At 70.9% G+C, this 13592-nt stretch carries 12 protein-coding genes; 6 read left to right on the top strand and 6 right to left on the bottom strand.

Annotated features, from left to right (window positions below; genetic code table 11):
• The first annotated feature begins 117 nt into the window (after positions 1 to 117).
• Complete coding sequence (locus ACZ6DL_RS17095) at positions 118 to 888, top strand: 2-phosphosulfolactate phosphatase (protein WP_466052078.1); 771 nt, start codon at positions 118 to 120, stop codon at positions 886 to 888.
• Positions 889 to 915: 27 nt separating this feature from the next.
• Here the strand turns inward: ACZ6DL_RS17095 and ACZ6DL_RS17090 are convergent, their stop codons facing one another.
• The 6 genes from ACZ6DL_RS17090 to ACZ6DL_RS17065 all read right to left on the bottom strand — a co-directional run bounded on the left by ACZ6DL_RS17090 (position 916) and on the right by ACZ6DL_RS17065 (position 7195).
• Entirely contained in the window at positions 916 to 1533 is a 618-nt protein-coding gene (locus ACZ6DL_RS17090; RefSeq protein ID WP_040872295.1) for a TetR/AcrR family transcriptional regulator, read from the bottom strand.
• Between the two features lie 83 nt (positions 1534 to 1616).
• Positions 1617 to 3125 (bottom strand): flavin-containing monooxygenase, encoded by a 1509-nt coding sequence (locus ACZ6DL_RS17085; protein WP_466052077.1) that lies wholly within the window; start codon positions 3123 to 3125, stop codon positions 1617 to 1619.
• The gene (locus ACZ6DL_RS17080; RefSeq protein ID WP_466052075.1) at positions 3122 to 3979 is read right to left on the bottom strand and encodes an SDR family NAD(P)-dependent oxidoreductase; all 858 of its coding nucleotides are present in this window, start codon (positions 3977 to 3979) and stop codon (positions 3122 to 3124) included. The genes ACZ6DL_RS17085 and ACZ6DL_RS17080 overlap by 4 nt, the downstream gene beginning before the upstream one ends.
• Complete coding sequence (locus ACZ6DL_RS17075) at positions 3963 to 4865, bottom strand: alpha/beta fold hydrolase (RefSeq protein WP_466052073.1); 903 nt, start codon at positions 4863 to 4865, stop codon at positions 3963 to 3965. The genes ACZ6DL_RS17080 and ACZ6DL_RS17075 overlap by 17 nt, the downstream gene beginning before the upstream one ends.
• The gene (locus tag ACZ6DL_RS17070) at positions 4862 to 6205 is read right to left on the bottom strand and encodes a cytochrome P450 (RefSeq protein ID WP_466052071.1); all 1344 of its coding nucleotides are present in this window, start codon (positions 6203 to 6205) and stop codon (positions 4862 to 4864) included. Before ACZ6DL_RS17070 ends, ACZ6DL_RS17075 begins: the two co-directional genes overlap by 4 nt.
• Before the next feature lie 105 nt (positions 6206 to 6310).
• Positions 6311 to 7195, bottom strand: a complete 885-nt coding sequence (locus ACZ6DL_RS17065) for an aminoacyl--tRNA ligase-related protein (protein ID WP_466052069.1) — start codon at positions 7193 to 7195, stop codon at positions 6311 to 6313.
• Positions 7196 to 7233: 38 nt separating this feature from the next.
• On the opposite strand from ACZ6DL_RS17065, the gene ACZ6DL_RS17060 reads away from it, so the two are divergent.
• The 5 genes from ACZ6DL_RS17060 to ACZ6DL_RS17040 all read left to right on the top strand — a co-directional run bounded on the left by ACZ6DL_RS17060 (position 7234) and on the right by ACZ6DL_RS17040 (position 13537).
• Complete coding sequence (locus ACZ6DL_RS17060) at positions 7234 to 8523, top strand: ABC transporter substrate-binding protein (protein WP_466052067.1); 1290 nt, start codon at positions 7234 to 7236, stop codon at positions 8521 to 8523.
• Positions 8520 to 10334, top strand: a complete 1815-nt coding sequence (locus tag ACZ6DL_RS17055) for a hypothetical protein (protein WP_466052065.1) — start codon at positions 8520 to 8522, stop codon at positions 10332 to 10334. The genes ACZ6DL_RS17060 and ACZ6DL_RS17055 overlap by 4 nt, the downstream gene beginning before the upstream one ends.
• Positions 10335 to 10379: 45 nt before the next feature.
• Positions 10380 to 12107: a tetratricopeptide repeat protein gene (locus ACZ6DL_RS17050; RefSeq protein WP_466052064.1), complete on the top strand. Its 1728-nt coding sequence runs from the start codon at positions 10380 to 10382 to the stop codon at positions 12105 to 12107.
• Between the two features lie 118 nt (positions 12108 to 12225).
• Positions 12226 to 12885 (top strand): phosphoribosylglycinamide formyltransferase, encoded by a 660-nt coding sequence (gene purN / locus ACZ6DL_RS17045; RefSeq protein WP_466052062.1) that lies wholly within the window; start codon positions 12226 to 12228, stop codon positions 12883 to 12885.
• Between the two features lie 73 nt (positions 12886 to 12958).
• Positions 12959 to 13537: a histidine phosphatase family protein gene (locus ACZ6DL_RS17040; RefSeq protein WP_466052060.1), complete on the top strand. Its 579-nt coding sequence runs from the start codon at positions 12959 to 12961 to the stop codon at positions 13535 to 13537.
• Positions 13538 to 13592: the final 55 nt, after the last annotated feature.

Here is a 13592-nt window from a genome sequence, read left to right as displayed (position 1 = left end):
GGGCACCGGAGTGGCACGGCCGGGCGATGGTGATCCGTTCGATGTGGGCGAGTCTGTGAGGTGCGGAATCGCGTGCCACAGGTCGGCGCCGCGCGCGGCATAGATGGGGGGACGAGCATGACGCAGATCGCCGGGTGGGCGCGGCAACGGCCGTGGGGGGTTCGGCTGGAGTGGGGTTCGGCCGGTGCGCGGGCGCTCGGGCCCGGTAGCGCGTGCGTGGTGGTGGTGGACGTTTTGTCGTTCACGACGTCGGTGTCGGTCGCTGTCGAAGCGGGGACACAGGTGCTGCCCTACCCGTGGCGCGACGGTGCAGCCGCGGAGTTCGCCGCACGGCAGGGCGCGGTGCTGGCGGTGGGGCGGCGGGCGGTGTCCGAGCAGCAGCCGTGGTCGCTGTCTCCGGCGGGGTTGCGGCGTGCGCCGGTGGCCGAGCGGCTCGTACTGCCCTCTCCGAACGGTTCGGCCATCGCCGCGGCGGTCAGCGGTGTGCCGGTGGTGGCGGCGTGCCTGCGCAACGCGGTCGCGGTCGCTCGCTGGATCGCGGGGCAGGGGTGGGGCACCGGGCGGGAGCCGGTCGCGGTGATCGCCGCGGGCGAGCAGTGGCCCGGCGGTGTGGAGCTGCGGCCCGCGGTCGAGGATTGGCTGGGTGCGGGTGCGGTCGCCGCGGCGCTGGCGCGCAACGGAGCGGGGCCGCTGTCGGCGGAGGCGCATGCCGCCGCGGTGGCGTACGACGCGATCGCCGACGTCGCGGCGCTGATTCGCGACTGCGCCTCCGGCCGGGAACTGATCGAGGGCGGGTTCGCGCAAGATGTCGCGGTGGCCACCGAACTCGACTCCAGCGCGGTGGTGCCGGTGTCGACCGGCGCAGCATTCGTCGACGCCGCCCGGTGACCTCGAAGCGGTGACGGCGGCCGAGCGCTAGGTGTGCGGTCCGATCAGCGCGATCGCGGATTCGACCGCCACCTCGACCATGCCGCCGATGTCGCCGCCGTCTTCCACGGTGGTGGCGATGAGTTCCCGGAAGCCGCCGAACAGGATGGTCGCCACCTGCCGGGACGGCGGCCGCAGTCCGGCGGCCGCGAATTCCGGTGTGTCGGTGAGTTTCTGGATCAGGGCGATGAACGTTTCGCCGACCTCGCGTTGCAGGTGACGGGTGTCCTCGCCGAGGGCGGGGACGACGCGGATCCAGCTGAGGGTGATGGAGGGATCGTCCTGTGCGGTGCGGATCCACGCCTCGATGGCGTGGCGCACCTGCGTGCGCCACGGCATGTGCGGGTCGACCGCGGCCTCGATCTGCTGGATCGTCTCCTTGTTGCGCTCGGTCAGCAGGGTGATGAAACAGTCCTGTTTGCTGGTGAAGTGCTCGTAGAAGGTGCGGCGCGAGGTGCGGGCGTGGCGGACCACGTCGGCTACGGTGGAGTCCTGGTATCCGCGTTCGCGCACGGCGACGGCCATGGCGTCGAGCAGGCGGCGGCGAAACCCGGAATCCGAGCCGTTGTCGGCGGAGGTGCGGGGTACGGGCTCGGCGCGGGTCACGAGAATCAGGTTAGTTTCTCCGCTCGGGTCATCGCGCCCGGCCCGAGCCGCCCGGCGGGCGGGTGCCGCGCACCGGCGCGCGGTCAGGCCGTCACCTGCCCGGAATCGCGCCCCTGCGCCACGGCGTGGGCATCGTGGGCCGGTGCGTCCGCGCCGGTGAAGCGGATGGTGCCGTCGTCGATGCGGCCGTAGCGCAGGGTGAGCACATCGTGGCCGTAGCTCATACCCAGCCGCCACGGGGCCCGGGAGCCCGCCTTGGGGAAGCGGTCGATGTCGCGCAGCACGTAGCCGGCCGGGAAGTCCAGCAGTGGCTCCGGTGCCACGGCGGGGTCCGGCCACGGGGTGGTCTGCCGGTAGCCGCCCTCGTCCATGTGGCGCAGCAACCGGCAGACGAACTCGCTGACCAGATCGGCTTTCAGTGTCCAGGACGCGTTGGTGTAGCCGATGGTGAAGGCGAAGTTCGGCACTCCGCTGAGCATCATCCCCTTGTAGGCCATGGTCTGTGGCAGCGCGACCTCGTGTCCGTCCACCGCGAGCCGGATGCCACCGAGTGCGAGCAGTCGCAGGCCGGTCGCGGTCACCACCACGTCGGCGTCGAGTTCGCGTCCGGAGGCCAGGCGCAGTCCGGTCGCGGTGAACGTATCGATGCGATCGGTGGCCACCGTGGCGCGGCTGTCGCGGATCGCGCGGAACAGATCCCCGTCGGGCACCAGGCACAGCCGCTGATCCCACGGCTGGTAGGACGGTTTGAAGTGGGTGTCGACGTCGTAGCCGTCGGGCAGTTGCTTGATGGTCAGGTCGCGGATGAACTTGCGCATCTGCCTGGGCCGCCGCCTGCTGAACTGGTAGATCAGTGTGCTGATCAGCACGTTCTTCCAGCGGACGACCGTGTATGCGCGGCGCGGGCCCAGCAGTCGGCGCAGCCGGTCGGCCACGGTGTCGCGGGCGGGGACGGGCAGGATGTAGGTCGGTGACCGTTGCAGCATCGTCACCTGTGCGGCGGTCCGGGCCAGGGCGGGGACCAGGGTCACGGCGGTGGCGCCGCTGCCGATGACGACCACCCGCTTGCCCGCACAGTCCAGGTCCTCGGGCCAGTGCTGCGGATGCACCAGTCGGCCGCCGAATTCCTCGACGCCGGCGAATTGCGGTGTGTAGCCCTCGTCGTAACGGTAGTAACCACTGCACACGAGCAGGAAATCGCAGGTGATCTCCCTTGTGGCGCCGTCGTGTTCGGCCAGCACGGTCCAGCGGGACTCGGCGCTGGACCAGGACGCTTCGGTCACCCGATGCCCGTAGCGGATGAATCGGTCGATACCGGCGTCGGCGGCGGTGTCGCGGATGTAGCGCAGGATGGCGGGACCGTCGGCGATGGCCTCGGCTTGCGTCCACGGGCGGAACCGGTATCCGAGGGTGTGCATGTCGGAGTCCGAGCGCACGCCGGGGTAGCGGAACAGATCCCAGGTGCCGCCGAGGTCGTCGCGTGCCTCGAGGATCGCGTAGCTGCGGGCGGGGAACGCCGCCTGCAGGTGATGAGCCGCGCCGATGCCGGACAGGCCCGCACCGACGATCAGGACGTCGAGGTGTTCGCTCATGCCGGTGCTCCCGTGGTGTCGCGGGTGCGCAGGCGCCGCTCGAGCAACGCGACCACACCGTAGTAGTGGGTGGGTGTCACCCGCGCCAAGAGGTCGAACAGATAGGCGTCGGGTCCGACGAGGATGCGGGATTTGCCGTGTTCGACGCCGCGGCGGATGATTTCGGCCGCTTTCTCCGGCGTGGTGAGGGTCAGTGCCTCGAATTCCGCCGCCATCTGCTCGTGCGTGCGGCCCCGGCCCTCGGGGTCCTTGCGGACCCGGGCGCTGCGCGCGATGTTGGTGCTGATGCCGCCGGGGTGGACGTTCACCGCGGACACGCCGGTGCCGCGCAGTTCCTGGCGCAGGGCGTCGGTGAACCCGCGCACCGCGAATTTCGCCGCGCAGTAGGCGCTTTGGTTGGGCATGCCGAGCAGCCCGAACACGCTCGAGGTGTTGACGATGACGCCGTGATCCTGCTCGACGAGGATGGGCAGGAAGGCGCGCGTGCCGTTGACGACTCCGTCGAAGTTGATCCGCCGCAGCCATTCGTCGTCCTCGGGGACGGCGTCGAGCACCGAGGAGGACACCGCGACACCGGCGTTGTTGAACACCGCGGCGAGCGGCGCGGTCAGCCAGTCGCGGACTTCGTCGGCGAAGGCGAGCTGGTGGGCGGCGTCGCGCACGTCCAGGACCCGGGTCAGTACCGGGCCGGTGAGCGCGGCGGCGGTTTCCTTCAGCCCGGCTCGGTCGATATCGGCGATCGCTACGGGAGAGCCTGTGGCCGACAGCGATCGGGCGAGGCTGCGGCCGATGCCGGAGGCCGCGCCGGTGATCATCACCGGGCGGCCCGACAGTGGCCTACGGGTGCGGGGCATCGATGCTCCTGGTTTCGGAGGTGCGGATGTGTTCGTGGATGAGGTCGGCGAGAGTCGGCCACACCTCGGCGGGCAGGTCGTGGCCCATGCCCGCCAGGGTGCGCAGGCGAGCGCCGGAGATCGCGCGAGCGGTCGCGGTGGCGCCGGTGGGTGCGACCATCAGGTCGCGGTCACCGTGCACGACCAGTGTCGGGGCGGTCACCGTGCGCAGTTCACCGGTCCGGTCGCCGGATTTCAGGATGCCCGCCAGTTGACGGCCGACGCCCGCGGCGGGGGCGGGATCCCGGTCCCAGGTCCTGGCCGCCGTCGCGCGCACCGCGGCCTCGTCGAACGGGTAGGCGGCCGACCGGATGTGCCGGTACATGCGCACAGCCCGGTCGATGTGCTCGTCGCGGGTGCGGGCGGGTCTGCCGAGCATCAATCGCCAGGTCGACCACGCCGGGCGCCCGAGGCGCGCGGCGCCGGTGGTGGACATGATCGAGGTCAAGGAACCGACCCGGGCGCGATGGCGGGCGGCGACGGTCTGGGCGATCATGCCGCCCATCGACATGCCGACCAGATGCGCTCGGGGCAGCTCGAGCGCGTCGAGCAGGCCCACGGTGTCGGCGGCCAGATCGGCCAGCGTGTATTGATCGCGGTGCCAGCGCCGGGCCAGCAGATCGACCGGGCCCGGTGGCGGGAAGTCACCGTGCGTGGAGCGGCCCGCGTCGCGATTGTCGAAACGGATGACGTTGTAGCCGCGCGCCACCAGCAGCTCGCACAACCCGTCGGGCCAGTCGTGGAATTGCTGGCCGAGCCCGGCGACCAGCAGAAGCGGGATCCCGCCCGTGCCGTACTGCTCGTAGGCCAGGGTGACGCCGCCGACGTCGGCGAGTCGCTCGCTCATGCCGTCGCCCCGGCGGCGTGGTCGAGCGCCGGGACACCGGGGCGCGGGGTGCGGCGGTGCACCACGGCGCGGCCCTTCTTGGCCGGGGCGAGAGCGACGCCGCGGAAGTGCGGGCGTTCGTCGCGGGCGTCGGTCGGCGCCAGCGTGAAATCCCGCAGCAGGGTGCGCAGTACGACGTTCATCTCCATCATGGCGAACGCGGCGCCGATGCACCGGCGGCTGCCGCCGCCGAACGGGATCCAGCTGAATGTGCCGGGCCGCACGCCGAGGAAACGATCGGGGTCGAAGGCGCGGGCATTCGGGAACAGCTGCTCGTTGTCGTGCATCAGCCGGATGCTGACCAGGACCTTCTGCCCCTTCGGCAACGTCCACCGGCCCAGCGGCAACGTATCGGCCCGGACCTGGCGAATGGTGGCGTCGATGACCGGGCGCACGCGCTGTACCTCCAGCAGTGTCGCCTCGCGCAGTTGTGAACCGCCGGCATCGGCTTCGGCGACCAAGCGGCGCAGGATTTCCGGGTGCCTGCGCAGCCGCTCGATCGTCCACGACAATGTCGTCGCCGTCGTCTCGTGCCCAGCGGTGAGCAGGGTCAGCAATTCGTCGGCGATCTCGCTGCGCGACATGGCGGAGCCGTCGTCGTAGCGCGCTTGCAGCATCATCGCCAGCACGTCGTCGCGCTCGTCGATTCCGTCGCGGACCGCGCGGTCGATGAGCAAGCCCACGATTTCGTCGTAGCGGCGGCGGTAGGCCGCGAACCGGGACCAGGGGCCGAATCTGCCCAGCGCCCCCTTGGGCACCGGGAACGCCGCAAGGGCGGATCCGATGAAGACGAGTTTGGGCAGCAACTGGCGTAGTTGCTCGAACTCGGCGCCCTCGGCACCGAAGACCGCCCGCAGGATCACGTTCAGCGTGATCCGCATCATCGAGTCCATCGTCGCGAACTCGCGGCCGGTGGGCCACGACCGCATCTCGCGGACGGCTTCGGCTTCGATCAGCGAGTCGTATACGGCGAGTCGGCGGCCGTGGAAGGGTGGGGTGAGCAGTTTGCGCTGTTTGCGGTGTTGCGTGCCGGTCAGCGCGAACAACGATCCGGGCCCGAGGAACTCGCCGAGGTTGACGTCGACGTTGTCGACGACGTCGGTGCTCGCGGTGAACAGCGCTTTGATCTCGGCGGGGTCGGCGAGCACCACCGATCGCCCGAACCTGGGCATCTGGATGGTGAAGGCCGACCCGTAGCGCTCGTGCATGCGCCGCCAGGTGCGGGTGCGTCCGGTCAGGATTTGCAGGCTCTGCACGATCGGTGGGGTAGTCGGTCCTTCTGGCAGTCGCACAGCGGGCATATGCCCACCTCCTCGCGTGGTACTCCGATGTACCAGTCGTACGGTACGCTCGTGTACCAGGCTGTGACAAGGCTTACACCGAAACGATCGCAGCGAGGGGCCCGGTCACCCCACGTCCCACAGTTCGGTGCTGTGCACCGCGAGCAGGGCTCCGATGCGGCCGAGCGCCTCGGCGGCGGACATCCGGGCGAGTCGGCGCCCGTCGCGCAGGCGCAGCGCCACCTCGGCCGCGGCGGCCTCCTCGGCGCCGATGATCGCCTGATACGGCACGAGGCGGTGATCGCGGACGCGTGCCCCGAGACTGCCGCGATCCGGCGGTGAGACCACCACGCGCAACCCATGGTCACGGCAGCGGCGCTCGAAGCGCGCGGCCGCCGCCCGCTGGTCCCGGCTCACCGGCAACACCACCACCAGCTGCGTCGGCGCCAGCCAGGCGGGAAACCGCCCGCCGTGACACTCGATCAGATGCGCCACGGCCCGTTCGACGCTGCCGATGATGCTGCGGTGCACCATGACCGGCCGGTGTGGGGCGCCGTCGGCGCCGGTGTAATGCAGATCGAACTGCTCGGGTTGATGGAAATCGACCTGCACGGTCGACAGGGTGGATTCCCGTCCCGCGCTGTCGCGCACCTGGATGTCGATTTTCGGGCCGTAGAACGCTGCTTCACCTTCCACCGCGTCGTAGCTCAGCCCGGAGTCCTCCAGGACATCGGTGAGCAACGCGATCGAACGTTCCCACATCCGCGGTGCCGCCACGTATTTCCCGCCGCGCCGGGGCAGCGACAACCGGTAGCGGGCGGGACGGATGTCCAGCGCGGCGTAGGCGTTACCGATCAGCGCCAGCGCCGCGGCGACCTCGGCCGCGGCTTGCTCGCGGGTGCAGAAGATATGCGCACCGGTGACGGTAGCAGTGGCAGCCGTCGACGCGCACGGGAGTTTTCGGCGGACGAAGATCGCGAAGTGCCCACCGGCGTGGCGGCTTTGTCGCATAATCGGGTTCGGTTGGCACGCAATGACATCGGGGGTCGATGAGCACGCGCAGAGCGGTGCTGCGAGCGGGAATGGTTGTCCCGCTGGCCGCTGCGTGCGCGCCGGACCTGCTGTTGGGCAGCTCCGACGCGGTGCGTGTAGGGGTGTCCTGGAGCGGACAGGAACTGGCGGCCTTCCACGCCGTGCTGGCCGGACTGGACCTCGGCTTCGCGGTCGAAGTGATCCCCCTCGGCGACAACACCGACACCGCGTTCACCGCGGGCGGCCGGTCCGCGCCGGACGTGGTGTTGCTTCCGCAGGCGGGACGGGTGCGTGAACTCGCCGAACGCCACGAACTGCGGCCTGTCGCCGAGACGGTGTGGGCCGACGAACTCGGCCCCCGCTACGCCCAGCCCTGGCAGCAGTTGCTGCGCTACGACGATCGGCTCTACGGTGTGCCGTTCAAGGCCGCGGACAAGTCGCTGGTGTGGTTCGACCGGCAGCAGTTCGCCACCCACGCCCTGGGTGAACCGGCCGCCTGGGTGCTCGCGGACTGGGTCGACCGGATGGAGGTCCTGGCCCAGACGCCGATCCGCCTGCTCGCGCTGGCCGCCGCCGACGGATGGGTGCTGACCGACTTCTTCGAGAATGTGCTGCTCGCCGAATCCCCGCGCATCTACGACGAATTGGCCACCAAGCACAGCCGCGAGTGGGACAACCCGGCGGTGCGGGCCGCGTTCGGGCATCTGGGGGTGTTGTGGGGGCAACGCCACGCCTTCCCCGGTGGCGTGGGCGTCGCACTGACCAGGCAATTCTCCGACGCCGTCCGGGATGTGTTCCAGCACCGCCGCGCCGCGGCGGTCGTCGCCCCCGACTTCGCCGAACCCATCGTGCGCAGCGCGGTCCGCGCCTCCGGGCGCAAGGTCGAAGACGCCGTAGGTGTCGTGCCGTTCCCGGCGGTGACCGCCGCGTCGGTGCGGCCGAAGATCGTCGGCGGCGATGCGATCGTGGTGACGCAGCAGGCGAACCCGCGCGCCGGGGAACTGGTCGAGAAACTGGCCGGGGACCGCGCCCCGCTGCCGTGGATCCAGCGCTACGGCGGTTTCCTCGCGCCGAACCTGCGCACCGAGGCGGACTACTCGCCGCTGCTGACACCCTCGGCGCGGGAGCTCGCCGCCCGCAGCACCTTCGATCTGTCCGACCGCATCGGGCCGGTCGGCGGCCGGGAAGGGCTGTGGCGGGTGCTGACGGAGTTCCTCATCGCGATCGGTGACGGTGCGCGGACGCGGGTCACCGACGCCACCGAACGCGCGATCGCCGCGCTGGACGACGTCGAGCAGCGCCGATGACCTCGCCCCCGCACTTCGACATCAACGGTCTGCGCATCGAGCTGGCCACCCGCCGCATGCGCGGACCGCTGGTTCCCGGCGGCAGGCCACGGCGATGGCTGGGTTGGCTGGCGGGACTGCCCGCGACGGTACTGACGGTCGCGCTGTTGGCGCTGCCCGCCGGATGGACCGTCCTCATCGCCGCACGGGCGCGCCCGGTGGAGGTCCTCGCGTGCGCGATCGTCGCCGCGAGTGCGCTGCTGCCCGCGGCGCTGCGCAGACAGCTGAAGGCGCCGCGGAGACGAATCCTGGCGTGGGTCTTCGCGATCGGCGGCACCGTCGGCGGGCTGTGGCTGCTGGGCGGCACGATGACCGCCGACGGCCGGGGCGCCTACCTGCGCACGCTGCTGTGGGTGGCCTTCGGGATCGGGCTGCTGATCCTGGCGCTGGCGATCGCCTGGTGGGGGCGGGCGGCGCGATGGCTGTGGCTGCCGCTGATCGTGCCGTTCGGCGTGTCGGCGTTCGTATCGGGAGTGGCGTTCCGGGTGATCTTCGGCAACGGCGCCCGATGGCTGGACATCCAGGACGTCGGGCTCTACCGGTGGTGGCTGGCGGCGATGCTCGGGTCGGCGTTCCTGTGGACCTGGCTGGGCTTCCTCACCGCGCTGTTCCGCGCGGGAATTCATGCGATAGAAGCCGATCCGGCACGCGCCGGGTACCTCTACCGCGACGACGGCAGGCCGCTGGCGATCCGCCTGTACGAGCTGCTGCGCCCGGTGCTGCTGATCGCCGGGCTGGCCGTGGGGGTCGCGGCCGCGCGCGTGTTCGACGTGGTGCTGATCGGGGTGCCCGGGGCGCTCGAGTACCAGGTCGACAGCGCGACCGTGCATTGGTGGCGGCTGGCCGCCGACGCCGACCCCGGCGTCGCCGCCGCCTACACGCTGCCGCTGGCGGTGCTGGTGGGCGCGGTCGCCTGGCTGCTGCAAGTGGACGTGCGCAGGCACCGCGCGAGCTGGTCGGCGGTGCGCGCGATCTCGGTGGCGGGACGGCGGCGCATCGGCCCCGGGCGCGCGGCGGGCATCGTGCTGGTCTCGCTGCTGGTGCTGTACCCGATCGGCGTACTCGCCTACACCGCTGTGCGCGGACACGAGGGCTTCGGATTCTCCGCCGTCGCTCTGGTATCGGGCGACGACGGACTGTGGCGCTCATTGCAGACCACCGCCTGGGTCGCGGGGATCGCGACGGTGGTCGTGGTGACCGCGGCCGTGCCGGTGGCCTACCGGCTGGCCGCGCTGCGACCCAACGGCACCGCCGCCCGGCTGGCGGTCGTGGCACTGGTGGTGCTCGCGGTGATCCCGGCGCAGACCTACCTCGGACCGCTCGACGGTCTCGTCGACGCCTACGAGTTGTCGGGAACGCGGATCCCGCTGATCCTCGTGCACGCCGCCGCCGGACTGCCGGTCGCCATCCTCGTGCTGCGCGGCGCGATGCTCGCCCCACCGGGCAGCACGGCCTCCGACGCCCTGCACGGTTTGGCCAGTCCGGGCACCATCGCCCAGCGCGTGCTGGCCTCCTCCGGGCCCGCGCTGGGGGCGGTGGCGGTGCTCGAATTCGTCCAGGTGTGGAACGACTTCTTCATCGGCCTCGTGGTCAGCGGAGCGGGAGCGAGCCCGTGGTCGCTGCTGCTGTGGGGCGAAGCACGGCAATTCGGTGAGAACATCGCGCAATTGGCCGCGGGAGCGCTGGTATCGGCCGTGCTGCCGGTGGCGCTGCTGCTGATGACCTGGCGGCGCTGGGTCGTGCCCGGGCTGACCGGTGGAGTGCTGCGATGAAGCGGACCCCACCGGTCGGCACCGGTGTGGCAAGGGAGGAACCGGGTGAGTACATCGACCGAACCCACCGAACCGGTCGGGCAGAGCGCGACGCCGCGATCGTCCATCTGGATCGGTTTCCTGGGCACCGCGTCGCTGGTGGCCTACACCGTGCTGTTCGAGCTGGTGCGCACCCTGGTGGTGAACTCGTTCGGTGAGAACGCCCTCGTGCAGTTCTTCAACGGGCCGCTGCGCTGGTTGTCGGTGCTGTTCATCGCCGCGGCTGCGACCTATGCGCTGTCCCGGTTCGCCCGCGGCTATCGCACCAAGGTGCGCACCGCCCGTGAAATGGACCTGATCGCCGGCCTCGTCGAACCGGGCCCCGCACTGGCCGACGCCGGACCGCGGATGGCCACGCCGTCCCCACGGGCAGTCGCGACGCTGGACGGGCATCTCATCGCCGCGGTGCTGCGGGACCTGCCGGTGCACGACTACGAAACCGTCGCGTTGCTGGCAGTGCTCAACGCCATTCGGGACACGCCGGGGCGGTTGCCGCTGGCCCGGGAACCCTCGGCGCGCACTGCGGCGAAACTGCTGGAGGGGCTGCGCCGCCGCGGGGTCCTCGCCCCCGATGGCGCGCAGCGGTACTGCGTGCGTCTGGTGCCGGTGTTGCCGGATCGCGCGACGGTGACCGCCGGACCGCAGTGGGCCGCGGCGCTCACCGCGCTACTGCACCACTACGCCGATCGAGCAGGCCGCTGGGCGATAGCGCTGGAGTCACGGCGCTTCGCCGTAGGCGCTCGCCGCTGGTTCGAGACCGAGGAACCCTACCTGCGCGCCCTGGTGGCCGCGTGCGCGGCGGCAGCGGACACCGAAACCGAGCCGGGCGTGGAATTCCCCCGGGCAGCGGTCGAGCATCTCATCCGCCTCGGCCACGCCTTGGACGTGTGGTACGCCCGAAAGGGCTTGGGGGAGAACGAGAACGGGTTGGCCGACGACCTGCGCTCACTTCCCGGCATCGACGAGCTGAACCGGGACCTGGTGATGCTGCGGGCAGGCCTGCTGAACGCGCGACCGCGGGGCTATCGGCCGCGGCGGTTGTCCACGAGCCTGGCCGCCCGCTGGGAACACCAGACGGCGCTGGGCACGCTGGCCACCGCGGCGCCGGATCTCGACAAGGTGGCCGACCAGTTGGAGACCGCGTGGTGGTTGCTGCCGCGCGACGACGTCGCCGGTGAGGTGTGCGCCCTGATCAACCTCGCCGTCGTGCACATCCGGCAAGGACGCCTCGACGCCGCGCAGGATCGTCTCGAACTCGCCGAATCCCTCACCCGCGCGGGTCTCGATCCCGACGGACGCGCGCAGACCCACGAGACCATGGGCGCGCTGTGGTGGGCCCGCGGCGAACCCCGCCGAGCTCTGCGCTGCTGGCAACTCGCCCTGACCGGCTACCGCGCGCTCGACGACGACCCCGGCATCGGCCGCTGCCTGCAACACCTCGGCTCCGCGATCGTCGCCGACCCCGATCACGCCACCCTGTTGCTGCCCACCGACCCACCGCTCACCCGCACCGACGCCGTGCGCCAGGCCACCGGATGGCTCGCCGAAGCCCGCCGCAGGCATCCCAGCGCCCAGCACGTCGGATACTATGTCGGCCGAGCCCGTTCGAGAATCCGCGCCGATCGCGGCTTCCTCGACCTGCTGCCGGCCCGCCGCCGCACCCCCCTCACCCACATCGACCAGTGGCCCGCTCCTCTCGAAGACCACGCCCACCGGCCGCACGCCGACCACTGACCACTATGCCGCCGCGGCGGGCATGGCAAGACCCCGGCTCGTCCCGTGATGCGGGCAGCGACGCCCGGACTCGCGTCGATGCCTGTGCACGGTGGTCGCTGTGAAAGACTGAGTGACCATGCCGGAGCTTCGGGTCGCGGTGATCGCCTCCCACAACGGATCCAATCTGCGTGCGCTGCACCACGCTTGCCTCGACCCGGGTGCACAGTTCCGGATCGTGCTCGTCATCAGCAACAACAGCGACTCCGGTGCGCTGCGTTACGCCCGCGACCACCGGATCCCCGCCCGGCACCTGTCCGGGCGTACCCACGACGACCCGGACGAAGCCATCCGCGCCGCACTCGTCGAGCACTCTGCCGACCTCGTGGTGACCGCCGGATACCTGAAGAAGATCGGGCCACGCACCGAAGCGGAATTCGCCGACCGGATCATCAACGTGCACCCCGCCTTGCTACCCCGCCACGGCGGCCCCGGCATGTACGGCAGGCACGTGCACGGAGCCGTCCTCGACGCCGGAGACGCCGTCAGCGGTGCGTCCGTCCATCTCGTCTCCGGCGAATACGACTCCGGTGCGGTCCTCGCCCAGGCCGAGGTGCCGGTCCTGCCCGGCGACACCGCCGACACCCTCGGCGCACGGGTCCTCGACGCCGAACACACCTTGCTTCCCGAGGTGGTGCGGCGCCTCGCGCACGACCGGTCGGCGTTCCCTTCGGTGCGTGCGAGCCGAACCGCCGCCCACGGCGAACCGGCCGAGTTCGTCATCGGCGCACCGGAGTAGACACATCGCGGTCGTTTCAGTCGAGCCCCGTGCTGATGAGACGACCCGGAAGGAGGGAAGGGGAGTGCGGCAGGTGTCCACGCGATCGGTGCTCGTTCTGGTTCGCCATGCGCAGCCCTTCATCCCGCGACCGGGCGGACCGGGTGACCACGAGCGTTCGTTGACCGGCGCGGGTAGAGGTCAGGCCGAGCGACTGGTCACCGAACTGGCCGCCGAACAACCCGCCGCGATCGTCTCCAGCCCCTACCTGCGAGCCGTCCAAACCGTCGAACCGCTGGCCCGTTTCACCGGCCTTCCGGTCCTCACCCACAACCGATTACGCGAGTGGGATTCCGGAATCGGTCCGACTCCCGACTATGTCCGCTACTACGCCCTGAGCTGGGCCGACCCGTCCTTCGCCAGGCCCGGAGGTGAGAGTTTGCGGCAGCTCACCGGCCGTGCCACCGCGATCCTGACGGAATTGGCGCAGCGGCACCGCGGCCGGACCGTCGTCATCGGCAGCCACGGAACCTTCATCTCCCGGGCGCTGATCGGGTTCGGTCGCCGCGAGGTGGGCTGGGCGTTCCACAGCGCGATGCCGATGCCCGCGATCTATCGGCTGGTCTTCGAGGACGGCGCCGTTCGCGCCACCGGACCCGGGCTGGGGGAGTGAGCCGGCAGGCGGCGCGAGGCGAATCCGATTGGCGCGGCTGATCGATCTCCCACGC

The sequence above is a fragment of the Nocardia sp. NPDC041819 genome (assembly GCF_055590505.1).
Note: the sequence above shows the minus strand (reverse complement) of the source record. Positions and strands in the feature narration are given on the sequence as shown.

Excerpts from the sequence above, each read along its gene's own strand:
- ACZ6DL_RS17095 (WP_466052078.1), top strand. The coding sequence starts at position 118 with ATGACGCAGATCGCCGGGTGGGCGCGGCAACGGCCGTGGGGGGTTCGG.
- ACZ6DL_RS17085 (WP_466052077.1), bottom strand. The coding sequence starts at position 3,125 with ATGAGCGAACACCTCGACGTCCTGATCGTCGGTGCGGGCCTGTCCGGC.
- ACZ6DL_RS17080 (WP_466052075.1), bottom strand. The coding sequence starts at position 3,979 with ATGCCCCGCACCCGTAGGCCACTGTCGGGCCGCCCGGTGATGATCACC.
- ACZ6DL_RS17075 (WP_466052073.1), bottom strand. The coding sequence starts at position 4,865 with ATGAGCGAGCGACTCGCCGACGTCGGCGGCGTCACCCTGGCCTACGAG.
- ACZ6DL_RS17070 (WP_466052071.1), bottom strand. The coding sequence starts at position 6,205 with ATGCCCGCTGTGCGACTGCCAGAAGGACCGACTACCCCACCGATCGTG.
- ACZ6DL_RS17065 (WP_466052069.1), bottom strand. The coding sequence starts at position 7,195 with ATGCGACAAAGCCGCCACGCCGGTGGGCACTTCGCGATCTTCGTCCGC.
- ACZ6DL_RS17060 (WP_466052067.1), top strand. The coding sequence starts at position 7,234 with ATGAGCACGCGCAGAGCGGTGCTGCGAGCGGGAATGGTTGTCCCGCTG.
- ACZ6DL_RS17055 (WP_466052065.1), top strand. The coding sequence starts at position 8,520 with ATGACCTCGCCCCCGCACTTCGACATCAACGGTCTGCGCATCGAGCTG.
- purN (WP_466052062.1), top strand. The coding sequence starts at position 12,226 with ATGCCGGAGCTTCGGGTCGCGGTGATCGCCTCCCACAACGGATCCAAT.